General features: G+C 71.1%; 23 protein-coding genes, 1 pseudogene and 1 riboswitch. Of the genes and pseudogenes, 12 read left to right on the forward strand and 12 right to left on the reverse strand.

Annotated features, from left to right (window positions below):
• On the forward strand, positions 1–166 hold a 166-nt coding region (locus JF597_RS46605; RefSeq protein ID WP_294011351.1), incomplete at its 5' end, for a glutathionylspermidine synthase family protein.
• A gap of 94 nt (positions 167–260) precedes the next feature.
• Here JF597_RS46605 and rocD read toward each other — a convergent pair.
• Positions 261–1,419 (reverse strand): annotated as a pseudogene (gene rocD / locus JF597_RS46610) (ornithine--oxo-acid transaminase).
• 104 nt (positions 1,420–1,523) lie between these two features.
• A riboswitch (ZMP/ZTP riboswitch) is annotated at positions 1,524–1,614 on the forward strand.
• Positions 1,615–1,646: 32 nt separating this feature from the next.
• On the opposite strand from rocD, the gene JF597_RS46615 reads away from it, so the two are divergent.
• The 3 genes from JF597_RS46615 to JF597_RS46625 all read left to right on the forward strand — a co-directional run bounded on the left by JF597_RS46615 (position 1,647) and on the right by JF597_RS46625 (position 4,964).
• A complete protein-coding gene (locus JF597_RS46615) occupies positions 1,647–3,101 on the forward strand; it encodes a glycine hydroxymethyltransferase (protein WP_294011310.1) in 1,455 nt (484 codons plus the stop codon).
• 128 nt (positions 3,102–3,229) lie between these two features.
• Positions 3,230–4,243 carry a tryptophan--tRNA ligase gene (gene trpS / locus JF597_RS46620; RefSeq protein ID WP_294011312.1) on the forward strand — a complete coding sequence of 338 codons (1,014 nt, stop codon included), beginning with the start codon at positions 3,230–3,232 and terminating at the stop codon, positions 4,241–4,243.
• Positions 4,244–4,385: 142 nt separating this feature from the next.
• The gene (locus JF597_RS46625; RefSeq protein WP_294011314.1) at positions 4,386–4,964 is read left to right on the forward strand and encodes a 2'-5' RNA ligase family protein; all 579 of its coding nucleotides are present in this window, start codon (positions 4,386–4,388) and stop codon (positions 4,962–4,964) included.
• Positions 4,965–4,997: 33 nt separating this feature from the next.
• On the opposite strand, the gene JF597_RS46630 is transcribed toward JF597_RS46625, so the two are convergent.
• Together JF597_RS46630 and JF597_RS46635 are read right to left on the reverse strand one after the other, a co-directional pair.
• Entirely contained in the window at positions 4,998–5,753 is a 756-nt protein-coding gene (locus JF597_RS46630) for a decaprenylphospho-beta-D-erythro-pentofuranosid-2-ulose 2-reductase (RefSeq protein ID WP_294011316.1), read from the reverse strand.
• A 26-nt stretch (positions 5,754–5,779) separates the two neighbouring features.
• Positions 5,780–7,135: an FAD-binding oxidoreductase gene (locus JF597_RS46635; protein ID WP_294011318.1), complete on the reverse strand. Its 1,356-nt coding sequence runs from the start codon at positions 7,133–7,135 to the stop codon at positions 5,780–5,782.
• A 139-nt stretch (positions 7,136–7,274) separates the two neighbouring features.
• On the opposite strand from JF597_RS46635, the gene JF597_RS46640 reads away from it, so the two are divergent.
• The 4 genes from JF597_RS46640 to JF597_RS46655 all read left to right on the forward strand — a co-directional run bounded on the left by JF597_RS46640 (position 7,275) and on the right by JF597_RS46655 (position 10,129).
• Positions 7,275–7,775, forward strand: coding sequence for a phosphatase PAP2 family protein (locus JF597_RS46640; RefSeq protein ID WP_294011320.1), 501 nt, complete (start codon positions 7,275–7,277; stop codon positions 7,773–7,775).
• 94 nt (positions 7,776–7,869) lie between these two features.
• A complete protein-coding gene (locus tag JF597_RS46645; RefSeq protein WP_294011353.1) occupies positions 7,870–8,814 on the forward strand; it encodes a decaprenyl-phosphate phosphoribosyltransferase in 945 nt (314 codons plus the stop codon).
• Entirely contained in the window at positions 8,811–9,236 is a 426-nt protein-coding gene (locus JF597_RS46650) for a GtrA family protein (RefSeq protein ID WP_294011322.1), read from the forward strand. Before JF597_RS46645 ends, JF597_RS46650 begins: the two co-directional genes overlap by 4 nt.
• Entirely contained in the window at positions 9,224–10,129 is a 906-nt protein-coding gene (locus tag JF597_RS46655; RefSeq protein ID WP_294011324.1) for a YihY/virulence factor BrkB family protein, read from the forward strand. Before JF597_RS46650 ends, JF597_RS46655 begins: the two co-directional genes overlap by 13 nt.
• Here the strand turns inward: JF597_RS46655 and JF597_RS46660 are convergent.
• A complete protein-coding gene (locus JF597_RS46660) occupies positions 10,077–11,339 on the reverse strand; it encodes a D-alanyl-D-alanine carboxypeptidase (protein ID WP_366916552.1) in 1,263 nt (420 codons plus the stop codon). The two genes, JF597_RS46655 and JF597_RS46660, sit on opposite strands and share 53 nt — an antisense overlap.
• 91 nt (positions 11,340–11,430) lie before the next feature.
• Between JF597_RS46660 and JF597_RS46665 the strand changes: the two genes are divergently transcribed.
• From JF597_RS46665 to JF597_RS46675, 3 genes are all read left to right on the forward strand, one after another.
• Complete coding sequence (locus tag JF597_RS46665; RefSeq protein WP_294011328.1) at positions 11,431–11,670, forward strand: SCO4848 family membrane protein; 240 nt, start codon at positions 11,431–11,433, stop codon at positions 11,668–11,670.
• A gap of 318 nt (positions 11,671–11,988) precedes the next feature.
• Entirely contained in the window at positions 11,989–13,545 is a 1,557-nt protein-coding gene (locus JF597_RS46670) for an ABC transporter substrate-binding protein (RefSeq protein WP_294011331.1), read from the forward strand.
• Between the two features lie 5 nt (positions 13,546–13,550).
• Positions 13,551–13,952 (forward strand): ATP-binding protein, encoded by a 402-nt coding sequence (locus JF597_RS46675; protein WP_294011333.1) that lies wholly within the window; start codon positions 13,551–13,553, stop codon positions 13,950–13,952.
• Positions 13,953–14,110: 158 nt separating this feature from the next.
• Here JF597_RS46675 and JF597_RS46680 read toward each other — a convergent pair whose 3' ends face one another.
• Both JF597_RS46680 and JF597_RS46685 read right to left on the reverse strand, forming a co-directional pair.
• Positions 14,111–15,544: a HAMP domain-containing sensor histidine kinase gene (locus JF597_RS46680; RefSeq protein ID WP_294011335.1), complete on the reverse strand. Its 1,434-nt coding sequence runs from the start codon at positions 15,542–15,544 to the stop codon at positions 14,111–14,113.
• Complete coding sequence (locus JF597_RS46685) at positions 15,541–16,230, reverse strand: response regulator transcription factor (protein WP_294011337.1); 690 nt, start codon at positions 16,228–16,230, stop codon at positions 15,541–15,543. The genes JF597_RS46680 and JF597_RS46685 overlap by 4 nt, the downstream gene beginning before the upstream one ends.
• 175 nt (positions 16,231–16,405) lie before the next feature.
• Between JF597_RS46685 and JF597_RS46690 the strand changes: the two genes are divergently transcribed.
• Complete coding sequence (locus JF597_RS46690; RefSeq protein ID WP_294011355.1) at positions 16,406–18,814, forward strand: MMPL family transporter; 2,409 nt, start codon at positions 16,406–16,408, stop codon at positions 18,812–18,814.
• On the opposite strand, the gene JF597_RS46695 is transcribed toward JF597_RS46690, so the two are convergent.
• The 6 genes from JF597_RS46695 to JF597_RS46720 all read right to left on the reverse strand — a co-directional run.
• Positions 18,807–19,553, reverse strand: coding sequence for a TetR family transcriptional regulator (locus JF597_RS46695; RefSeq protein ID WP_294011339.1), 747 nt, complete (start codon positions 19,551–19,553; stop codon positions 18,807–18,809). The genes JF597_RS46690 and JF597_RS46695 overlap by 8 nt on opposite strands.
• 9 nt (positions 19,554–19,562) lie before the next feature.
• Positions 19,563–20,057: a DCC1-like thiol-disulfide oxidoreductase family protein gene (locus JF597_RS46700; protein ID WP_294011341.1), complete on the reverse strand. Its 495-nt coding sequence runs from the start codon at positions 20,055–20,057 to the stop codon at positions 19,563–19,565.
• Entirely contained in the window at positions 20,054–20,461 is a 408-nt protein-coding gene (locus JF597_RS46705) for a hypothetical protein (RefSeq protein WP_294011343.1), read from the reverse strand. Before JF597_RS46705 ends, JF597_RS46700 begins: the two co-directional genes overlap by 4 nt.
• A gap of 94 nt (positions 20,462–20,555) precedes the next feature.
• Positions 20,556–20,966, reverse strand: coding sequence for a VOC family protein (locus tag JF597_RS46710; protein WP_294011345.1), 411 nt, complete (start codon positions 20,964–20,966; stop codon positions 20,556–20,558).
• Between the two features lie 130 nt (positions 20,967–21,096).
• Entirely contained in the window at positions 21,097–21,876 is a 780-nt protein-coding gene (locus JF597_RS46715; protein WP_294011347.1) for a succinate dehydrogenase iron-sulfur subunit, read from the reverse strand.
• Positions 21,876–22,890 (reverse strand): FAD-binding protein (locus JF597_RS46720; RefSeq protein ID WP_294011349.1); only part of this gene is annotated, 1,015 nt, incomplete at its 5' end. The genes JF597_RS46715 and JF597_RS46720, both read right to left, overlap by 1 nt.

The following is a 22,890-nucleotide window of genomic DNA, read 5'->3' on the forward strand; positions in this document are numbered from 1 at the left end:
ACCCTGCTGCTACCAGGAACTGGCCCCGCTGCCCGACTTCGACGGCAATCACGTGGTGCTGGGCGCGTGGGTGGTGGGCGAGGAGGCGGCGGGCCTGGGCATCCGCGAGTCACAGGGCCTGGTGACGGACGATTACGCCCGCTTTCTGCCACACGTGATCCTTTGAGCGCCCCGCACGGGAGCGCCCCGCACGCGGCACGGGACTGTGCCGCCTACGCGCTGAGCACCCCCCACAACTGCTCCACCCCCCACTCCAGATCCTACTCCGCCACCACCAACGGCGGAGCCACCCGGACCGTCACCCCGTGCGTCTCCTTCACCAGCACCCCCCGCTCCATCAGCCGCTCGGCCACCGCCCGCCCCGACCCCACCGCGGGATGCACGTCCACCCCCGCCCACAGCCCCCGCCCCCGTACGGCCGTCACCCGCCCGCTGCCGGTCATCTCCGCCAGGCGCCGGTGCAGCAGTTCCCCCAGCTCGGCCGCCCGCTCCTGGAACTCCCCGGTGCGCAGCATCGCGATCACCTCCAGAGCCACCGCACAGGCCAGCGGATTGCCGCCGAAGGTGGACCCGTGCTCCCCGGGCCGGAACACCCCGAGCACCTCCGCGTTCGCCACCACCGCCGACACCGGCAGCACCCCGCCCCCCCAGCGCCTTCCCGAGGACGTACACATCGGGTACGACTCCCTCGTGCTCGCACGCGAACGTCCGCCCGGTCCGCCCCAGCCCCGACTGGATCTCGTCCGCGACGAACAGCACGTCGCGCTCGCGGGTCAGCTCCCGCACCCCGGCCAGGTAGCCCTCCGGCGGCACGACGACCCCCGACTCGCCCTGGATCGGCTCCAGCAGCACCGCGACCGTGTTCTCGGTCACCGCGGCCCGCATGGCCGTCAGGTCGCCGTACGGAACGATCTCGAACCCCGGCGTGTACGGCCCGTAGTCCGCCCGTGCCTCCGGATCCGTGGAGAAGCTGATCACGGTCGTCGTACGGCCGTGGAAGTTCCCGCCCGCCACCACGACCTTCGCCCTCCCGGCCGGCACGCCCTTGACCCGGTACCCCCACTTCCGGGCGGTCTTCACCGCCGTCTCCACCGCCTCCACGCCCGTGTTCATCGGCAGCACCATCTCCATCCCGCACAGCTCGGCCAGCTCGGTGCAGAACGCGGCGTACCGGTCGTGGTGGAACGCCCTCGACGTCAGCGTCACCCGCTCCAGCTGGGCCTTCGCCGCCGCGATCAGACGCGGGTGGCCGTGCCCGAAGTTCAGCGCCGAGTATCCGGCCAGGAGGTCCAGGTACCGGCGCCCCTCGACGTCCGTCATCCAGGCTCCGTCGGCCGTCGCGATCACCACCGGCAGCGGGTCGTAGTTGTGCGCGCCGTGTGCGTCGGCGGCGGCGACGAGGGCTTCCGTAGTGGTCACGGCGACTCCAGGGAACGCGGCAGGACTGCCCCCTTTCCTACCTTCTGCCCCTGCCCGACTGGTGGACGCCACGGCCCTCGGGCCCGGTGTGGCCGGTAATGTGATCCACGGGCCGTGACTGGCGCGCTGGGATGGGACCGACCATCGGGGAGCGGCTCGTGCTGTGACCGAGTGCCGTGCGCCTGGGCCGAACCGTGAATGCCGAACGCCATGTCCGGAGGTCCCGAATGTCAGACAAGTCCGCGCCCCTGTCCCCCGAGTCCACCGCATACCGCGCCGCCCTCGACGTGATCCGCGCCGTCGAGCCGCGGGTCGCCGACGCCATCGGCCAGGAGGTCGCCGACCAGCGCGAGATGCTCAAGCTGATCGCCTCCGAGAACTACGCCTCCCCGGCGACCCTGCTCGCCATGGGCAACTGGTTCAGCGACAAGTACGCCGAGGGCACCGTCGGCCGCCGCTTCTACGCCGGCTGCCGCAACGTCGACACCGTCGAGGCGCTCGCCGCCGAGCACGCCCGCGAGTTGTTCGGCGCGCGGCACGCCTACGTCCAGCCGCACTCCGGCATCGACGCCAACCTGGTCGCCTTCTGGGCCGTCCTCGCCGACCGCGTCGAGGTCCCCTTCCTCCAGAAGACCGGCGTCCGCCAGGTCAACGACCTGACCGAGGCCGACTGGGCCGAGCTGCGGCAGGCCTTCGGCAACCAGCGGATGCTCGGCATGTCCCTGGACGCCGGCGGCCACCTCACCCACGGCTTCCGCCCGAACATCTCCGGCAAGATGTTCGACCAGCGCTCCTACGGCACCGACCCGGCCACCGGCCTGATCGACTACGACGCGCTGCGCGCCCAGGCCCGCGACTTCAAGCCGCTGATCATCGTCGCCGGCTACTCGGCGTACCCCCGCCTGGTGAACTTCCGGATCATGCGCGAGATCGCCGACGAGGTCGGCGCCACGCTGATGGTCGACATGGCGCACTTCGCCGGTCTGGTCGCCGGCAAGGTCCTGACCGGCGACTTCGACCCGGTCCCGCACGCCCAGATCGTGACCACGACCACCCACAAGTCGCTGCGCGGCCCGCGCGGCGGCATGGTCCTGTGCGACGACTCCCTCAAGGACCAGGTCGACCGCGGCTGCCCGATGGTCCTCGGCGGCCCCCTCCCGCACGTCATGGCCGCCAAGGCCGTCGCCCTCGCCGAGGCCCGGCAGCCCGCTTTCCAGGACTACGCCCAGCGGATCGTCGACAACTCGCGCGCGCTGGCCGAGGGCCTGATGCGCCGGGGCGCCACCCTGGTCACCGGCGGCACCGACAACCACCTCAACCTGATCGACGTCGAGACGTCCTACGGCCTCACCGGCCGCCAGGCCGAGTCCGCCCTCCTCGACTCCGGCATCGTCACCAACCGCAACGCGATCCCGGCCGACCCGAACGGCGCCTGGTACACCTCCGGCATCCGCATCGGCACCCCGGCGCTCACCACCCGCGGCCTCGGCACGGCCGAGATGGACGAGGTCGCGGGCCTGATCGACCGCGTCCTGACCACGACCGAGCCGGGCACGACGAAGTCGGGCGTGCCGAGCAAGGCCTCCCACGTCCTCGACGAGAAGGTGTCGACGGAGATCGCCCAGCGGGCGACGGACCTGGTCGCGGGCTTCCCGCTGTACCCGGAGATCGACCTGGGCTGAGCCGGCCTGCTTCCAGGGGCGTGGGGGACTGCACGAACGGCCCTCACCGGCCCGCAGTCCCCCGCGCTCCGAAACCACCCACCCCTCATGGGCCGACCACCCCCCTCCCCTCTGAGAGAATGGTGAACATGGCCTCTGACCGACCCCGCGTGCTCTCCGGCATCCAGCCCACCGCCGGCTCGTTCCACCTGGGCAACTACCTCGGCGCCGTCCGCCAGTGGGTAGCCCTCCAGGAGACCCACGACGCCTTCTACATGGTCGTGGACCTGCACGCGATCACGGTCCCGCAGGACCCGGCCGACCTGCGCGCCAACACCCGGCTCGCCGCCGCCCAGCTGCTGGCGGCCGGCCTGGACCCCGACCGCTGCACCCTCTTCGTGCAGAGCCACGTCCCCGAGCACGCCCAGCTCGCCTGGGTCATGAACTGCCTCACCGGCTTCGGCGAGGCCAGCCGGATGACCCAGTTCAAGGACAAGGCGGCCAAGCAGGGCACGGACCGCGCGAGCGTCGGCCTGTTCACGTACCCCATCCTCCAGGTCGCCGACATCCTGCTCTACCAGGCCCACGAGGTTCCGGTCGGCGAGGACCAGCGCCAGCACGTCGAGCTCACCCGTGACCTCGCCGAGCGTTTCAACGGCCGGTTCGGCGAGACCTTCACCATCCCGAAGCCGTACATCCTCAAGGAGACGGCGAAGATCTACGACCTCCAGGACCCGGCGATCAAGATGAGCAAGTCGGCGTCCACGCCGAAGGGCCTCATCAACCTCCTCGACGACCCGAAGGCGACCGCGAAGAAGGTCAAGAGCGCGGTCACCGACACGGACACCGTGATCCGCTACGACGCCGAGCACAAGCCGGGCGTCTCCAACCTGCTCACCATCCACTCCACCCTCACCGGCAAGTCGATCGCCGAGCTGGAGCAGGAGTACGAGGGCAAGATGTACGGCGCGCTCAAGACGGACCTGGCCGAGATCATGGTCGACTTCGTCACGCCGTTCCGCGAGCGCACCCAGCAGTACCTGGACGACTCGGAGACCCTCGACTCGATCCTCGCCAAGGGTGCCGAGAAGGCGCGTGCGGTCGCGGCCGAGACCCTCGCCCAGGCCTACGACAGGGTCGGTTTTCTGCCCGCCAAGCACTGAGTCGAGCACGCGGCGAAGCGAAGCGCTGCACATCACTTCGGCCACGGCTGCCCGGGAGGCGGCCGTGGCCGTACAGTCGATAGCCGGACGGCCGGGTACGAACCCGACATGCGTCCGCCCATCACGACCGACGGGAGATGACGTGGGGACCGTAACGATCGGCGTCTCGATCGCGGTCCCGGAGCCTCACGGCAGCCTGCTCCAGGAGCGGCGCGCGGGCTTCGGCGACGCCGCGGCCCATGGCATCCCCACGCACGTCACGCTGTTGCCGCCCACGGAGATCGGCTCCGCCGAACTGCCGACCGTGGAGGCCTATCTCGGCGAGGTCGCCGCCATGGGCCGGCCGTTCCCGATGCGGCTGTGCGGGACCGGTACGTTCCGGCCGCTGTCACCGGTGGTGTACGTCCGGGTGGTCCAGGGCGCGGACGACTGCGCCTGGCTGCAGCAGCGGGTCCGGGACGCGTCCGGGCCGCTCGACCGTGAGCTGCAGTTCCCGTACCACCCGCACGTGACCGTCGCGCACGGGATCGACGAGGCCGCGATGGACCGGGCGTTCGCCGAGCTCGCGGACTTCGAGGCGGAGTGGCCTTGTATGGGGTTCGCGTTGTACGAGCAGGGTGCGGACGGGGTGTGGCGAAGGCTGCGTGACTACGCTTTCGGGAGCTCTGTCGTGCCTCCTCAGGTGGGGCATGCGGAGCGGGGGAGCATCGCGAGTCGGTAGGCCGCGGGCCGGCATCAAATCGGCAGCCTTCTCTCAAATCGGCAATCGCCGGAACACCGAACGTGGCGCGTGCCTGAGCCCCGACATCACCACCCTCAAGACGCCCGGCACCCACACCACCTCCGACCGTCGCCGCAGGCCCAGCTCGATCGCCGTCGCCACCGCCTCCGGTGTGGTGGCCAGCGGGGCTTCCTCCAGGCCCCTCGTCATCTTCGTCCGGACGAACCCCGGCCGTACGACCATCACGTGCACGCCCGTGCCGTGCAGCGCGTCGCCCAGCCCCTGCGTGAAGGCGTCCAGGCCGGCCTTGCTGGAGCCGTAGATGAAGTTGGAGCGGCGGGCGCGTTCCCCGGCGACCGAGGAGAGGACGACCAGGGAGCCGTGGCCCTGGCTCTGCAGGGCCCGCGCTGCGACCAGGCCCGCCGAGACGGCGCCCGTGTAGTTGGTCTGGGCGACGCGCACGGCGTTGACCGGTTCGCGTTCGTCGGTCGCCTGGTCGCCGAGGATGCCGAAGGCGAGCAGGACCAGGTCGACGTCGCCGTTGGCGAAGACCTTGCCGAGGGCCGTCTCGTGGGACTCGGGGTCGAGCGCGTCGAAGGCCACGGTGTGGACGTCGGGGCCGAGGGCGCGCAGCTGTTCGGCGGCCTGGTCGAGGGCGGGGGAGGGGCGGCCGGCCAGCCAGACCGTGCGGGTGCGGCGGGCGATCAGCCGGCGCGCGGTGGCCAGCGCGATCTCCGACGTACCGCCGAGGACGAGCAGGGACTGGGGCATTCCGAAGGCGTCCTTCACGGCAACTCCTGAGGGCTGGAGGAGGGCTAGAGACCGAGGCGGCGGGACAGGTCGGAGACGAACACTCCGCGTGGGTCCAACTCCGCGCGCAGGGCACGGAATTCGGCGAGTCGTGGGTACATCGCGGCGAGCAGGTCGGGACGGAGCCGGGCGTCCTTGGCGAGGTAGACGCGGCCGCCGGCGCCCGCGACCTCCTCGTCCAGTTCGTCGAGGAATGCCCCGAGGCCGGGCAGCCCGGCGGGGATGTCGAGGGCCAGGGTCCAGCCGGGCACGGGGAAGGAGAGCCAGCCCGGGTCGGCCTCGCCGAAGCGCTTGAGGACGGCAAGGAAGGACGGGCAGCGGCGCTCGGAGATCCGGGCCACGATCCGGCGCAGGGCGGCCTCCTGGCCGTGTCCGACGACGAACTGGTACTGGACGAAGCCGGTCCGGCCGTAGACGCGGTTCCAGTGCGGGACGCCGTCCAGGGGGTGGAAGAACGCGGAGATGCGCTGGAGCTGGCCGGTCCGGGCGCGGGGTGCCTTGCGGTACCAGAGTTCGTTGAAGAGGCCGACGGTGGCGGGACCCAGCAGGCCGTCGGGGACGTGGGCGGGGGCGGGCGGGAGCTCGCGGGGGCGGAAGGCCAGCGGGGCGCGCCCGGCGCGGGTGTTCCCGGCGAGCGCCTCCCTGGGCGCGTGGTCGCCGCGGGTGAGCACCGCGCGCCCGGTCGCCGCCCCGCGCGCGAGCAGGTCGATCCAGGCGACCGAGTAGCGGTATCGGTGGTCGGTCGCGGTCAGGCGGGCCATCAGGTCGTCGAGGTCGGCGGTGCGTTCGGTGTCGACGCTCATGTACGACGTCTCGACGGGGAGGAGGCGGACGGTCGCCGTGAGGATCACTCCGGTCAGACCCATGCCGCCGGCCGTCGCGTCGAACAGCGGGGTGCCGCGGCTCACCGTGCGGACCTGGCCGTCGGCGGTGAGGAGTTCGAAGGACAGCACGTGACGGGAGAACGATCCCGAGACATGGTGGTTCTTGCCGTGGATGTCGGCGCCGATCGCGCCGCCCACCGTCACCTGGCGGGTCCCCGGGGTCACCGGGACGAACCAGCCGAGCGGCAGCAGCACCTCCAGCAGGCGGTGCAGCGAGACCCCGGCGTCGCACAGCACGGTGCCGCCGTCCGCGTCGATGGCGTGGACGCGGTCCAGGCCCGTCATGTCGAGCACGGCGCCGCCGGCGTTCTGGGCCGCGTCCCCGTAGGCCCGGCCGAGGCCCCGCGCGATACCGCCGCGCGCCCCGCAGGTGCGGATCGCGTCCGCCGCCTCCTGATAGGTCCGGGGACGGATCAGGCGGGCGGCGGTGGGGGCGGTGCGGCCCCAGCCGGTGACGGGGACGGTCTCTCCAGACATACGGTGACCGTAACGCCCGTTATGAGCAATTAGCGCTATTGGCCACGAGGGATCGCCTGACTCCCCGAAACGGGTGATTATCCGAATGTCGCTCAATATGGTCGTAGCTTTGGCGGGGTGAGGGTGAACAGTGAGTCCAATGGACGACATGGACCACCGGATCCTCTCCGCACTGCACGCCTGCGGCGCCGATCCACGCGTCGCGTCGGCCGCGCGTGGTCTCTCCCTCGCCGGTGAGCACGGCGCGCTCTGGCTCGCGGCGGGCCTCGCCGGGGCCGCCGTGGACGGCGGGCGGCGCGGCGCCTGGCTGCGCGGCACGGCGCTCGTCGCGGTCGCGCACCTCGGCAGCATGGGCGTCAAACGGGTCGTACGCCGGGCCCGCCCCGCGCATGTCCGGCCCCGGATGCGCACCGCGGGCCGGCACTCCTTCCCCAGCTCGCACGCCACCTCCGCCGCGGCCGCAGCCGTCGCCTTCGGGGCGCTCGGGGTGCCCGCCCTCGCGCCCCTCGCCGCCGCCATGTGCCTGTCCCGGCTGGTCGTCGGCGTGCACTTCCCGTCCGACGTGGCGGCCGGCGCGGCCCTCGGGGCGCTCACGGCCCGCGCCGGGGCGCGCTGGATGAGCGGAGGCGGCCGTGACTGAGACCGCGCACGCCGCCGCGAAGGGAGTCGCCGAACCGACGCCCGCGGAGCGGGCTGCCGCGACGGCCCCGGCGAAGGGCGCTGCTGAAACGACTCTGCGCGAACAGCGCGCCCACCCCTCCCGGGCCCACGGACCGGCACCCGCGCGGGTCACCCCCGGCGGCCTCCTCACGGGCCTGCTGCGGACCACCCGCCCCAAGCAGTGGGTCAAGAACACCCTCGTCGTCGCCGCCCCGGCCGCCGCCGGCCGGCTCTTCTCGGTGCCCGCGCTCGGCCGCCTCGCCCTGACCTTCGCCCTCTTCACGGCCTGCGCCGCCGCCGTCTACCTGATCAACGACGCCCGGGACGCCGAGGCCGACCGCGCCCACCCCGTCAAGTGCCGCCGCCCGGTCGCCGCCGGACAGGTCCCGGTGCCCGTCGCCTACGCCGTAGGCGGCCTCCTGGCCGTCCTCGCACCCCTGCTCGCGGCCCGTCTCACCCCACCCCTCGTCCCGGTCCTCCTCACCGCCTACCTGGGCATGCAACTGGCGTACTGCGTCGCCCTGAAGCACGTCCTGGTCGTCGACCTCGTCGTCGTCACCACCGGCTTCCTGATGCGGGCGATGATCGGCGGGGTCGCCCTCGGCATCCCGCTGTCCCGCTGGTTCCTGATCACCACCGGCTTCGGCGCGCTCTTCATGGTGGCGGCCAAGCGCTACTCCGAGGCCGTGCAGATGACCGGGAAGGCGGGCGCCACGCGCGCGTTGCTCACCGAATACACCACCGGCTACCTCCGCTTCGTCTGGCAGCTGGCCGCCGGAGTCGCCGTCCTCGCCTACTGCCTGTGGGCGCTGGAGGGCCACGACGGGCCCGGCGCCGGCCTGCTGCCCTGGCGCCAGCTGTCCATGGTCGCCTTCATCCTGGCGATCCTCCGGTACGCCGTCTTCGCCGACCGCGGCACCGCCGGCGAACCCGAGGACGTCGTCCTGGGCGACCGCGCCCTCGCCCTGATCGGCCTGGCCTGGCTGGCCATGTACGGCCTCGCGGTGGCCCACTGGTGACCGCGCCCGCGCGCGAGCTGATCGGCTTCGCGACCGTCGGCCTGCTCGCCTACGCCGCCGACCTCGGCCTCTTCAGCTGGCTGCGCGGCCCGGCCGCCCTCGACCCGCTCACCGCCAAGTCCCTGTCCTTCGTGGCGGGCTGCACGGTCGCCTACCTCGGCAACGCCTGCGGCACCTACCGCCACACCCGCGCGGCCGGGGTACGCCCCTACGCCGTCTTCTTCGCCGTGAACCTCGCCGGCGCCCTGGTCCAGCTGCTCTGCCTCGCCGTCAGCCACTACGGACTCGGCCTCACCTCCCAGCGCGCCGACACCGTCTCCGGCGCGGTCGTCGGCATGGCGCTGGCAACGATCCTGCGCTTCTGGGGTACCCGGACATTGGTGTTCCGCGGAGGGGGCAGAGTCGGATCATGGACTGGCTGAGAAAACTCCCCGTCGTCGGCCCCCTCGTGGGCTGGCTGATGACGACGCACGCGTGGCGGTCGTACGAGCGGCTCGACCGGGTGAAGTGGTCCCGGCTCGCCGCCGCCATGACCTTCATCAGCTTCGTCTCGCTCTTCCCGCTGCTGACCGTCGGCGCCGCGATCGGGGCCGCCACGCTGAGCGGGTCGCAGCAGCAGGACCTCCAGAAGAAGATCGCCGACCAGGTGCCCGGCATCTCCGACCAGCTGGACATCCACTCCCTGGTCCAGAACGCCGGCACCGTCGGTCTCATCGCCGGTGCCGTCCTGCTGTTCACCGGCATCAACTGGGTCGGGCAGATGCGGGACTGCCTGCGCGCGGTGTGGCAGCTGCCCGACAAGGACCAGAACCCGATCCTCGCCAAGGCCAAGGACGGCGTGATCCTGATCGGCTTCGGCGGCGCCGTGCTCGTCACGCTCGCCGTCTCCACGCTCGCCTCGGCGGCGGTCGGCTGGACGGCCCGGCAGCTCGGCATCGCCGAACACAGCTGGGGCAGCCTGCTCCTGCGGACCGCCGCGTTCCTCGTCGCCGTGGTGGCCGACTTCCTGCTCCTGCTCTACGTCCTCACCCTGCTGCCCGGCGTCGAACCGCCGCGCCGCCGCCTGCTGGTCGCGGCCCTGATCGGCGCGGTGGGCTTCGAACTCCTCAAGCTGCTGCTCAGCGGCTACATCCAGGGCATCGCCGGAAAGAGCATGTACGGTGCGTTCGGTGTCCCGGTGGCCCTGCTGCTGTGGATCAACTTCACCGCCAGGATAGTCCTGTACTGCGCCGCCTGGACGGCGGAGGAGACCACCGCCGAGTTCAGGGACGAGTCCGCCGGCGCACCAGATCCGGCAGCGGCCAACGGCGGTTGACCAGGTACGCCGCGCCCACCAGCAGCAGCACCGCGCCGCCCGCGATCCCCAGCGCCACCCCGACCCCGCCGGAGCCGTTGGCGGAGGAGGCGGCCACCGGCTTCGAGCTCGCCGCCCCGTCCTTCCCGACGGCACTGGCCCGCGGCGAGGCGCTGGAGGCCACGGCCCCCTTGGGCGGCACCAGCTCACCCACCGGAGTCACCTTGCCGGCCGCCTGGAAACCCCAGTCGAACAGCTTGGCCGTCTCCTTGTAGACCTCGTTGTGCTCCTTCTTCTCCGGGTTCATCACGGTGACCAGCAGCACCCGGCCATTCCGCTCGGCGACCCCGGTGAAGGTGGCGCCCGCGTTGGTGGTGTTGCCGTTCTTCACCCCCGCGATGCCCTGGTACACCGGGACGTCGACGTCACCGCTCAGCAGCCGGTTGGTGTTCTGGATCTCGAAGGACCCGCGGACCGGCCTGCCCTTCGCGTTCTTCGCCGTGTCGCCCGGGAAACTGGCCCGCACGGTCGAGCAGTACTCCCGGAAGTCCTTCTTCTGCAGTCCGGAACGCGCGAACAGCGACAGGTCGTACGCCGACGACACCTGCCCCGGCTGGTCGTACCCGTCCGGACTCACCACGTGGGTGTCCAGCGCCTGGAGTTCGTCCGCGTGGTCCTGCATGTCCCGGACCGTCTGCTCGACCCCGCCGTTCATCGCGGCCAGCACGTGCACGGCGTCGTTCCCGGAGCGCAGGAACACCCCGAGCCAGAGGTCGTGGACCGTGTAGGTCTGGCCCTCCTTTATCCCGACCAGGCTGGAACCGGCGCCGATGCCCGCGAGGTCGGCCGGCACCACCTTGTGCGGGGTCGACTTCGGGAACCGGGGCAGCACGGTGTCCGCGAAGAGCATCTTCAGGGTGCTCGCCGGTGGCAGCCGCCAGTGCGCGTCGTGGGCGGCGAGCACCTCGCCCGACTCCGCGTCGGAGACGATCCAGGACCGCCCCGTGATGTCCTTCGGCAGCACCGGCACCCCGGCGGCCAGGTTCACCTGGGTACCGGGCTGCCCGAGCCGGGTGCCCCCCACCGTCGACATGTTCGCCGGGGGAGTGGCCGACGGAGTCGTGGACGGGGTCGGCGCGGCGAGCGCGGCCGGTGCGGTGGACGACAGGGACAGCAGGGCGGCAGAGGCGACCAGCAGCGCGCGGCTGGCCTTCGGCTTCGGAGCGGGCACGGACGAGAACGTACCCGCCACGGAGGGCGAAGTCCCGTCACCGACTCCACCCCGGAATCGGAACCGGACAGCGGACGGCGATACTGAGTCCATGAAGCTCAGCCGTCCGGTCTCCTGGTTCCTGCTCGCGTTCGGGGTGTGGAGCTGGTTCATCTGGATCACTTTCGTCAAAAACCTCGTCAAGGACGGCAGCGGACTCGCCTTCGACGACGGGCATCCCACGGCGTACTTCTGGATCCACCTGACGCTGGCCGTCGTGTCCTTCGTATTGGGGACGGTCATCGGGGTCATCGGGTTGCGCGGAGTCCGCGCACTGCGCCGTACGTCATAGAAACCGGACAGGGAAGAGCCCAGGCGCCCGCCCCACCCGGGTCCGCCGACCCGGGTGGGCGCCCCGTCCGACATCACGGTCATCGAACTCGCGTCGAAGCAGGCCTGACCCGAACCGCCGCGCGCTCGCTGTGGAAGAGCTGTGAAATCCGGCGGAAACAAGCCATCGGTAAGTTCTTCCTCATCTAGTCAGATCACTCTTCCCCCACATGAAACTCCTGTGGTTAGGTGAGCCGCGTCACTTAGGGGAGTGGCACCTGTGGAGGGCCTGGGTAGGGCCTGGAACGGACCCGTGCTGGTCCTGGGGAGGGCACCAACCATGCGATCTGTTCGCATGCGGATTCTCGTGACACTTGTCGTTCTGGTGGTCGTGGGGATCGGCGGCTGGCAGCTGCTGCCGTCGCAGGAGAACAAGAACAAGACGATCACCGTCGGTACGACCGACGCCGTCACCTCGCTCGACCCGGCCGGCGCCTACGACGCCGGTTCCTGGGCGTTGTTCAACAACGTCTTCCAGACGCTGCTCACCTTCGCGCCCGGCGGTGTCCAGCCGGTGCCGGACGCCGCCGAGAGCTGCGCGTTCACGGACTCCGGCCTGCGGACGTACCGCTGCGTGGTGCGCGACGGGATCACCTTCCCGAGCGGCCGGGCGATGACCGCCGAGGACGTGAAGTACTCCTTCGACCGGGTCAAGAAGATCAACTCGGATGTCGGCCCGGCCTCCCTGCTCTCGACGCTCGGCTCGGTGACCGCCACCGGCAGGACCGTCACCTTCCACCTGTCGTCCGCGGACGCGACGTTCCCGTTCAAGCTGGCCACCGGCGCCGGGGCGATCGTCGACAAGGACAAGTACCCGGCGGACAAGCTGCGCACCGACGACTCGGTGGACGGCACCGGCCCGTACATCCTGACGTCGTACACGAAGGACAAGCAGGCGACCCTGCGGCCCAACGGCAGCTACAAGGGCGAGCTGAGCGGCACCGGCCGCCCCGTCGAGCTGCGCTACTACGCCGACTCGGCCAAGCTCGCCACCGCGTACAAGGCCAAGCAGGTCGACGTGGCGACCCGGACGCTGCCGCCCGGCATGGTCTCCAAGCTGTCGCCGAGCGACCCCGACCAGCGCGTCCTGGAGTCGGACAGCTCCGAGACCCGCAACCTGTACCTGAACACCCGCAAGAAGTCGCCGTTGTACGACGTGCTGGTCCGCCGGGCCATGGCCTGGCTGGTCAACCGCGAGGAACTGGCCTCGACCGTGTACGACGGCACGGTCCAGCCGCTGTACTCGCTGATCCCGAGCGGCCTCACCGGCCACACCACGTCCTTCTTCGACACCTACCCGACCCAGAGCGTCGCCAAGGCGAAGGCGCTCCTGGAGGAGGCCGGCGTCAGCACGCCCGTCGAGTTCACCTTCGGCTACGGCATCGGCCACGGCGCGGGCGCCGAGGAGGCCGCCGCGCTGAAGAAGCAGCTGGAGGCGGGCGGCCTGTTCAAGGTCGACGTCAAGGGTTACGAGTGGACCGACTTCCAGAAGTCGTGGGCCGAGGGGAAGATGGACGCCTGGGCGGTCGGCTGGGTCGCCGACTACCCCGACCCGGACACCTTCGGCGCCTCCCTGGTCGGCAGCGACTCCGTGATGAGCACCGGCTACAGCAACAAGGCCGTCGACAGCCTCCTCCGGAACAGCCAGCAGTACGCCGACCGCAGCCGGGCCGAGGAGGACTTCCGCACCGTCCAGACGGACGTGGCGAACGACGTCCCGCTGATCCCGCTGTGGCAGCGCACCGACTACGTCCTCAGCAGCGAGGACGTGGGCGGAGCCCAGAACCTCAACGACAGCACGGGCGTCTTCCGCCTGTGGAGTCTGAACTGGATCTGACGGGCGTGCTCAGACGCAGCGCCTTCCGGCTGCCCCGGCACCCGGCGTCCGTCGGCCTGGCCCGGCACCGGGTCCGGGACCACCTGGCCGCGTGGGGCCACGGCCCCGACACCCCGGCGGTCGGCGACGCCCTGCTCCTCCTCTCCGAACTGGCCACCAACGTCGTCCGCCACGGCCCCCTGCGGGAGCGGGAGTTCGAGGTCGCGGTGACCGCCCTGGCCGACGGCTCCTGCCTGATAGAGGTCTCGGACGAGGGCCGCGCGGAACCCCGCCTGCGGATCGTCCGGGAGGACGACGAGACCGGCCGGGGCCTGCACCTGGTGGAGACGATCGCGGCGGCGTGGGGGGTGTGGAGCAGGGGAGCCCACGGCAGAACCGTGTGGGCGTTGATCTCGGTCGACCCGTAGCCGTGTACGGCTGCGGCGCCGTCGTGGCTGCTCTCGCAGTTCCCCGCGCCCCTAAAGAAGGGCGCCGCGGTGCGCGCCCCTTCAGGGGCGCTGGGGGCCCCGGCCGAAGCCTGGGGGAGGAACTGCGCGACCAGCCCCCGCTCACCCGCACCCGGAACTCAGCCGCAACGCAACGTCACCGTCACCGCCAGCCCCTCCCCCGGAGAGGTCCGCACACACACCTCACCCCCGTGTGCCTCCACCACCCCCTGCACGATCGCCATCCCCAGCCCGCTCCCCTCCGCACTGCCCACCCGGAAGAACCGGTCGAAGATCCGCCCCGCGTCCTCCTCCCCGAGCCCCGGTCCCTCGTCGGCCACGCAGACCCGCACCACCCCGTCCGCACGCTCCACCCCCAGCCGCACGGCGGCGTCACCGGGCGTATGGACACGCACGTTGGCCATCAGGTTTCCCAGCACCTGCCGCAGCCCCGACTCGTCCGCCCGCACCAGCACCGCCCCGTCGGCCTCCACGGCCACCGGCCGCCCCGGCTGCTGCGCCCGCAGGTCCTCCGCCGCGTCCCGCACCAGCCGGCTCACGTCGACGTTCCGGAACCGGATCTCCGGCCGCTGGTCGAGCCGGGCGAGCAGCAGCAGCTCGTCCACCAGGCGGCCCATCCGGTCCACTTCGCCGTGCATCCGGTCCCAGGCCCGCCGCCGCTCCCCGGGCTCGCTCAGCATCCCCTTCTCGTACAGCTGGAGATAGCCCCGGATGGCGGCGAGCGGCGTGCGCAGCTCGTGCGAGGCGTCGGCGACGAACCGGCGCAGCTGGGCCGCGCTGCGCTCGCGGGTCCGGTACGCCGTCTCCACCTGGTGCAGCATGGCGTTGAGGGCCAGCCGCAGCTGCTCGACCTCCTCCGTCGGATGCCGGCTGGAGGGCACCCGCCGGGTCAGGTCGCCCTCGGCGATCGCCGACGACGTCTCCACCATGTCCTCCAGCGGCCGCAGCCGTTGCCGCACGCTGTACATGGTCAGACAGCACAGCAGTGCGAGCAGCAGCGAGCCGACCGCGAAGTCGAGCTTGAGCGCCTTGCCGATGCCCTTGTGCAGCAGCTCGGTCGAGGTGGCCAGCAGGATGTAGGGGCCGTCGGCGAGCCGGGTCGCCGTCACCCGGTAGGACGCGCCGTGCACGTCGACGTCGTGCGGGTCGGGCGCGGCGGCCAGAGCGCGCGGGTCGGACACGGCGGCGGCGAGGGAGCGCTGGGCCTCGGTCGGTCTCATGTCGAAGACGGAGATCGCGTCGCCCTTGGTGTCGATGACCGCGAAGATCGAGTCCGGGGTCGGGTCGGATTCGGCGGGGGTGATCCGCTCACGGACCACGCCGAGCGCGCTCAGCGAGTCGACCTGCCGCAGCGTCAGTCCCGAACTCCCCAGCGAAACACGCGTCTTGAGCAGTTCGGAGTCCACCTGGTCGAGCAGGTACAGCCGCATGCCCATGATGCTCACGGTGGTCGCCACCACGATGCCGACGGCCAGCAGCCCGACGTTGGTCAGGGTCAGCTTGCCGCGCAGCGAGTGCAGTCCGTGCCGGTGCCGGTGCTCGCCGAGGTTCATGTCAGGCCGTACCCGACGCCCCGCCGGGTGGTGATCACCGGCGCGCCCAGGGCGTCGAGCTTGCGCCGCAGGTAGCTGATGTAGGTCTCCACGACCGTCGACTCGGAGGGCATGTGCTCGTACTGCCAGACATGCCTGAGCAGTTGCTCCTTCGGCACGATCCGGCCGCCGTTGCGCACCAGGAAGCGCAGCAGCGCGTACTCGGTCGGGGTCAGCTCGACCGTGCGGCCGGCGCGGTGCACCGAGTACGTCGTCTCGTCCAGCTCCAGGTCGCCGTAGCGCAGCGGCGGGCGCTGCTGGATGACGTCGGCCGGACGGGTGCGGCGCAGCACGGCGCCGATCCTCGCGACGACCTCGTCGATGTTGAACGGCTTGGTGATGTAGTCGTCGCCGTAGCCGAGCGCCCCGACTATCTCCGCCGGGGCGTCCCGCGCGGTCAGGAACACCAGCGCCAGGTCCGGCTGCCGGGCGCGCAGCTCCCGCCCCAGCGCCCGCCCGTCGCCGTCCGGCAGCATCACGTCGAGCAGGGCCGCGTCCGGCCGGGTGCGCTCGGCCAGCGCGAGGGCGTCCCGGACCGTGCCGGCCGCCATCACCTCGAACCGGTGGTAGCGCAGGGCGATGGCGAGGACGTCCGCGATGCTCGGCTCGTCCTCCACGATCAGCACGGTGCTGCCTGGAGCCGTCATGCCCCCAGTATCGGCGCCGCCACCGACAGCCGGGGGCGCGCAGCTTTGGAGTTCCTTGAGAGTCATGCGCGCCCCGTGTCCGGCGCGCGGCCCGCTGCGGATCCTGTTGCCCAGGACCTGGGGGGACCAACCGACCGAAGTGATCTACGACAAGGAGCTGTTGATCGTGACGGCATTGGCACGGTGGTGCTATCGGCACCGGCTGGTGGTCCTGTTGCTGTGGGTGGGGGCACTCGTCGGCGTGGGCTTCTCGGCCTCGGCGGCGGGCACGAACTACGCGAACGTCTTCTCCCTCCCCGACACGGACTCCAAGACCGCGTACGACCTGATGGAGAAGGCCTTCCCGAACACCTCCGGTGACACGGACACGGTGGTGTGGAAGGTCGACAGCGGCTCGGTGACGGACAGGGCGGTCCAGGGCCGTGTCCAGCCGGCCCTGGACAAGATCGCCAAGCTGCCCGGCGTGGGCGCGGTCTCCAGCCCGTACGCTGGTGCCCGGGGGTCGGCGCAGATCAGCAAGGACGGCACGATCGCCTACGCCCAGCTGACCTTCACCAAGCGGGCGAACGAAATACCCAAGGAGCAGGTGCAGAAGGTCCTCGACACCGCCCGGGACGCCGAACGGTCCGGTCTCCAGGTCGAGTTGGGCGGCCAGGCCATCCAGCGCGTCCAGGAACCGCCGCAGGGCCTGTCCGAGATGGTCGGCATCATCGCGGCGGCGGTCGTGCTGTTCCTCGCCTTCGGCTCGTTCTTCGCGATGACCCTGCCCATCGCGATCGCCGTCTTCGGCGTCGGCATGGGCCTGTTCTCCACCCAGCTGCTCAGCCACACCACCGACATCCCCGACATCGCGCCTCTGCTCGCCTCCCTGATCGGCCTGGGCGTCGGCATCGACTACGCCCTGTTCATCGTCACCCGGCACCGGCGCGGCATCCTGCGCGGCCTGGACCCGGAGGAGTCGGCGGTCACCGCCCTCAACACCTCCGGCCGGGCCGTGCTGTTCGCGGGCGGCACGGTCTGCATCGCGCTGGCCGGCATGCTGGTCACGCGGCTGCGCTTCCTGGACGGCGTGGTCATCGGCACCTCCCTCACGGTCGTCCTCAGCGTCCTCGCGGCCACCACCCTCCTGCCCGCCCTGCTCGGCTTCCTCGGTCCGCGCGTCCTCAGCCGCCGTCAGCGCCGCCGGCTGGCCGCGGAGGGTCCGGAGCCCGAGAAGGCGAGCGGCCTCGCGGCCCGTTGGTCGGCGAACGTGGAGAAGCGGCCGCGCCGCATCGCCGCGCTGGCGGTGGTCGTCATGGCCGTGCTGGCCATCCCGGTCCTCTCCCTCCGCCTCGGCGCCACCGACCAGGGCAACGACGACGCGTCCACGACCACCAGGAAGGCCTACGACCTGCTCGCCGAGGGCTTCGGCCCCGGCTTCAACGGCCCTCTCCAGGTGGTCAGCGCCGGCGGCGACACGGCGAAGCTGGTCCAGGGCCTGCGGTCGACCCCGGGCGTCGCCCAGGTGGCCGAGCTGCCCCCGTCGCAGGGCGTCACGGTCATCCAGGTGGTCCCGACCACCTCCCCGCAGTCCAAGGAGACGGACGACCTCATCGACACCCTGCGCGACCGGGTGATCCCGAAGGCGGGGGCGGAGGCGCACGTGGGCGGTGTGACGGCGGTGTCGAAGGACTTCGCCTCCGTCACCGGCGACCGTCTGCCCCTCTTCGTGGCGACCATCATCACTCTGGGCTTCCTGCTGCTCCTGGTCGCCTTCCGCTCCCTGGTCGTCCCGCTGACGGCCGCCCTGATGAACCTGATCGCGGCGGCGGCCTCCTTCGGCGTCCTGGTGGCGGTCTTCCAGTGGGGCTGGGGCCTGGACCTGCTGGGCCTCGGCAAGGAGGGCCCGATCAACGCGTTCCTCCCGGTCATCATGCTCTCCCTGCTCTTCGGCCTCTCCATGGACTACCAGGTGTTCCTGGTGAGCCGGATGCACGAGGAGTGGGTGCACACCAGGGACAACGCGCGGGCGGTCCGGGTGGGTCTCGCCGAGACCAGCCGCGTCATCAACTCCGCGGCCCTGATCATGGTCTGCGTCTTCCTGGCCTTCGTCCTGAGCGGCGACTCGGGCGCGGCGATGGCGGGCGTGGGCCTGGCGGCCGCGGTCGCCCTGGACGCCTTCATCCTCCGTACGGCCCTGGTCCCGGCGGCGATGCACCTGCTCGGCAGGTCCAACTGGTGGCTGCCGGCCTGGCTGGACAAGCGGCTCCCGCACCTCGCGGTGGAACCCTCGGAGGCGGCGGCCCCGGAGCCGGCCGCGCCCACCGGTCCGGCCACGGCCGTCCACGGCTTCGTCCGCACGGCGGACGGCGACCCGGTGGAGGCGGCCTCGGTCACCCTGATGTCCGAGGGCGGCCGTCGGCTGGACCGCGTGACCTCCCTGGCGGACGGCTCCTACATCGTGTCGGTCCCGGCACCGGGGGCCTACCTGCTGGCGGTGGCGTCCGCGTCGTACGGCTCGAAGGCCCGGCACGTCACGGTGGTGGACGGGCCGCTGGTGTACGACGTGGAGCTGACCGGGGACGAGGTGGACGCGGTCAGTTAGCCGAGCGTCCGGCCCTGCCCCCGGGGTCCGGCAGCACCCGTGTCATCCCCGGCAGGAAGTCCGTGAACAGCTCGTGCACCTCGAGTACGAGCGGGCGCAGGACCCGGAACCGCGCGAGCAGCACGCCTCGCGCGGTCAGCCGGGCCCCCCGCTCGGCCAGCCGGTAACTCCGCTCCCGCCCCTCGGTCCGGTCGAAGATCCAGTACAGGACCAGCCCCATCTGCGAGAGCCACATCAACTCGGGCAGTACGTCTCGCAGTTCGGGGGCGACCTTCGTCTTCGCGCCCGCCAGCACCTCGCGGTGGACGCGGATCGCCTCCTCGCGCGCGTGCTCGCTCTCCGGGGAGAAGGGGCTGAGCGGGCTGTCGGGGTCGGCGGCGTTCTTGAAGAAGTGGACCGCGAACTCGTGGTAGGGCCGGGCGATGTCCAGCCAGACCTTGAGCACGCCCGCGAGCCGCGCCTCCAGGTCGGTCTCCTTGTCCAGGACCTCGCGGACCGCCACCCGGTGCTCGGCGGCGAGCTGGTCGTAGAAGCCCTGGATCAGGTGTTCCTTGCCGGCGAAGTAGTAGTACGCGTTGCCGACGGAGACCCCGGCCTCCGTGGCGATGGCCCGCATCGTGGTCTTCTCGTAGCCCCGCTCCCGGAACAGGCGCATCGCCGTCTCCAGGATCAGTGCGCGGGTCTGCTCGGACTTGCTCTGGGCAGCGGCCTCGACGGGACCGTCGTTCTTCGCGGACACGGACAGAGCCTAACGAGTGGCGCAGACGCCGCCGGCACAGCCCGGAGGGTTGTAGATCCACCCGATACCGGGTTCGTAAACCCATCCGTCCTCCCGGCGGAAGGTCTTCCCGTTCCCCAGTCCGCCCCGCCACCAGGCGGCGGCGAGCACCGCGCCCCGCGCCAGCCTGGCCCCGGCCGGCGTGCTGAGCCGGTGGGCGAGCGGCCGCTGCTCCCGCAGTGCCCAGAGCACGACGATCCACGCGGCGGTGTCCCGGTAGACCTGCCCCGCGTCGCCGACGACGGTGACCTCGTCGAGGGTGGCCGAGTGGTCGAGTTCGGGGAAGCGGGTCCGGGCCTCGGGCGAGCCCGCCGGGACCAGCTCCAGCGGCACCAGCTGCGGCTGGCGGGCGAGCCAGTCGCGCAGGTGGGTGCAGAGGGTGCACTCGGCGTCGTAGAGGACGGTGAGCCCGCGGACCGGGACGCGCACGGCGCCCCGGTCGGCGGTCGCGGTCACGGCGCTCACGCCCCGGCCGCCGGAGCGGTCCAGCCCTGCGGGGGGACCGGCGGGAGCTGTTCCTTCTCCATGATCCCGCGGCGCCTGATCCGGTTGAGCACGTAGACGTTGCCGAGGTGCATCACGCCGAGCACCAGCAGCACGACGCCGAGCTTGGCGGACAGCGCCTCGAAGATGCCCCGGGTGTCCTCGACCGTGTCGCTGGTGTGCAGGTAGAGCGCGACGAAGCCGAGGTTGACGAGGTAGAAGCCGACGACCAGGAGGTGGTTGACGGCGTCGGCGAGCTGCTCGTTGCCGTGCAGGACGTCGGAGAGGAAGATCCGCCCGTTGCGGCTGAGCGTGCGCGCCACCCAGATGGTCAGACCGATGCTGACGAGCAGGTAGATGACGTAGGCGATGACCGTACGGTCCATGCCCCACCCCTTCTTGAACGCGTTCAAAACGCTGACAGGGATGACTGTAGACCTGGTTTTGAACACGTTCAACTCGGCGGTGGAGTGACCCCGTTCACGCGCGCCGCGCCAGCTCCGGCCGCTTGCTGTAGTCCGTGAAGCCGAGGATGTTCCCCCAGGGGTCGGCGAGCTCGACGGTCCAGCCGGTGGCCACGGAGAACGGCTCGTCGAGCACGGCGATCCCGGCCTCCTTGAGCCGCCTGGCCGCGCCCCGCGCGTCCGGCACCTCCAGCCACACGCGCGGCGACGCCCACACCGCCGGCCGGTGCCCCAGCCCCTCCTCGGCCCGCAACAGGATCCCTGGCGTCTCGCCCCCGACCTTCAGCAGGGCGATCCCGCCCTCGTCGAACCGGAACCCCACCGTGAACCCGGCCCGCTCGTAGAAGGCGACGGCGTCCGCGAGCCTCCCGACGGGCATCACCACGTTGTCGAACCCGAGCAGTTCGTACGACTCGTCATCTGACATACCGTCAGGTTAGAACCGCGCACCCGTACCGGGGGCCGACACGCGGAAGGACCGCGCCGGGCAAAAGCCGAGGGGCCGTTCCTTCCGTACTGCGGAAGGAACGGCCCCTCGCCGGGTTACCGGCGTCCGGTCAGAAGCGGCGCGTGATCAGCGCTCGCTTCACCTCCTGGATCGCCTTGGTGACCTCGATGCCGCGCGGGCAGGCGTCCGTGCAGTTGAAGGTCGTGCGGCAGCGCCAGACGCCGTCGCGGTCGTTGAGGATCTCCAGGCGCTGCTCGGCCGCCTCGTCACGGCTGTCGAAGATGAAGCGGTGCGCGTTGACGATGGCGGCCGGGCCGAAGTACTGGCCGTCGTTCCAGAAGACCGGGCACGAGGACGTGCAGGCCGCGCAGAGGATGCACTTCGTGGTGTCGTCGAAGCGCTCACGGTCCTCGGCGGACTGGAGACGCTCGCGCGTGGGCTCGTTCGTGTCCTTCGTGATCAGGAAGGGCATGACGTCCCGGTACGCCTGGAAGAACGGCTCCATGTCGACGACCAGGTCCTTCAGGACCGTCAGGCCCTTGATGGGCTCGACCGTGATCGGCTTCTCGGGGTTGATGTCCTTGATGAGGGTCTTGCAGGCAAGACGGTTCTTGCCGTTGATCCGCATCGCGTCCGAGCCGCAGATGCCGTGCGCGCAGGAACGGCGGAAGGTCAGCGTGCCGTCGACGTCCCACTTGATCTTGTGGAGGCCGTCGAGGACGCGCTCCTTCGGGTCGATCTCCAGCTGGAAGTCTTCCCAGACCGCGTCCGCGGAGACCTCGGGGTTGAAGCGGCGGACCCGGAAGGTGACCGTGATGTAGGGGGAGTCGGCGAAGCCGGGCTCGGGCTGGCCGGCCGCGTCCGCCTTGTCCAGAACGGGGGTTGCCATCAGTACTTACGCTCCATCGGCTGGTAGCGGGTCTGGACGACCGGCTTGTAATCGAGACGGATGGACTCGGCGCCGTCGTCGCCCACCTCGCGGTACGCCATGGTGTGGCGCATGAAGTTGACGTCGTCGCGGTTGGGGTAGTCCTCGCGGTAGTGACCGCCGCGGGACTCCTTGCGGGCCAGCGCGGAGACCGCCATGACCTCGGCGAGGTCGAGCAGGTTGCCCAGCTCGATGGCCTCCAGCAGGTCCGTGTTGAACCGCTTGCCCTTGTCCTGGATCGAGACGTTCTTGTAGCGCTCGCGCAGCTCCGCGATCTTCTCGACCGCCGTCTTGATCGTCTGCTCGGTGCGGAACACCATGACGTTGGCGTCCATGGTCTCCTGCAGTTCCCTGCGGAGCGTGGCGACCCGCTCGTTGCCCGTCGAGGAGCGCAGCCGCTCGATCTGGGAGACGACGAGCTCGGCCGGGTTCTCCGGGAGCTCCACGTACTCGTGGCCGTGCGCGTACTCGGCGGCCGCGATGCCCGCCCGGCGGCCGAACACGTTGATGTCCAGGAGCGAGTTGGTGCCCAGGCGGTTGGCGCCGTGCACGGAGACGCAGGCGACCTCGCCGGCCGCGTACAGACCCGGGACGACGGTGGTGTTGTCCGCGAGGACCTCACCCTCGACGTTGGTCGGGATGCCGCCCATGGCGTAGTGCGCGGTGGGCTGGATCGGGATCGGGTCCGTGTACGGCTCGATGCCCAGGTAGGTGCGCGCGAACTCCGTGATGTCCGGGAGCTTCGCGTCCAGCTGCTCCGGCGGCAGGTGGGTGAGGTCCAGGTAGACGTGGTCGCCCTCGGGACCGCAGCCGCGGCCCTCGCGGATCTCCGTGTAGATGGAGCGGGAGACGACGTCACGGGACGCGAGGTCCTTCATGACCGGCGCGTACTTCTCCATGAAGCGCTCGCCGTCCTTGTTGCGGAGGATGCCGCCCTCACCGCGGGCGCCCTCCGTCAGCAGGATGCCCATGCGC

Origin of the sequence: Streptomyces sp., from assembly GCF_019510245.1 — a bacterium.
In the GTDB taxonomy this organism is placed as follows: domain Bacteria; phylum Actinomycetota; class Actinomycetes; order Streptomycetales; family Streptomycetaceae; genus Streptomyces.

Excerpts from the sequence above, each read along its gene's own strand:
- JF597_RS46615 (WP_294011310.1), top strand. The coding sequence starts at position 1,647 with ATGTCAGACAAGTCCGCGCCCCTGTCCCCCGAGTCCACCGCATACCGC.
- trpS (WP_294011312.1), top strand. The coding sequence starts at position 3,230 with ATGGCCTCTGACCGACCCCGCGTGCTCTCCGGCATCCAGCCCACCGCC.
- JF597_RS46635 (WP_294011318.1), bottom strand. The coding sequence starts at position 7,135 with ATGTCTGGAGAGACCGTCCCCGTCACCGGCTGGGGCCGCACCGCCCCC.
- JF597_RS46640 (WP_294011320.1), top strand. The coding sequence starts at position 7,275 with ATGGACGACATGGACCACCGGATCCTCTCCGCACTGCACGCCTGCGGC.
- JF597_RS46655 (WP_294011324.1), top strand. The coding sequence starts at position 9,224 with ATGGACTGGCTGAGAAAACTCCCCGTCGTCGGCCCCCTCGTGGGCTGG.
- JF597_RS46665 (WP_294011328.1), top strand. The coding sequence starts at position 11,431 with ATGAAGCTCAGCCGTCCGGTCTCCTGGTTCCTGCTCGCGTTCGGGGTG.
- JF597_RS46670 (WP_294011331.1), top strand. The coding sequence starts at position 11,989 with ATGCGATCTGTTCGCATGCGGATTCTCGTGACACTTGTCGTTCTGGTG.
- JF597_RS46680 (WP_294011335.1), bottom strand. The coding sequence starts at position 15,544 with ATGAACCTCGGCGAGCACCGGCACCGGCACGGACTGCACTCGCTGCGC.
- JF597_RS46685 (WP_294011337.1), bottom strand. The coding sequence starts at position 16,230 with ATGACGGCTCCAGGCAGCACCGTGCTGATCGTGGAGGACGAGCCGAGC.
- JF597_RS46705 (WP_294011343.1), bottom strand. The coding sequence starts at position 20,461 with ATGGACCGTACGGTCATCGCCTACGTCATCTACCTGCTCGTCAGCATC.
- JF597_RS46710 (WP_294011345.1), bottom strand. The coding sequence starts at position 20,966 with ATGTCAGATGACGAGTCGTACGAACTGCTCGGGTTCGACAACGTGGTG.
- JF597_RS46715 (WP_294011347.1), bottom strand. The coding sequence starts at position 21,876 with ATGGCAACCCCCGTTCTGGACAAGGCGGACGCGGCCGGCCAGCCCGAG.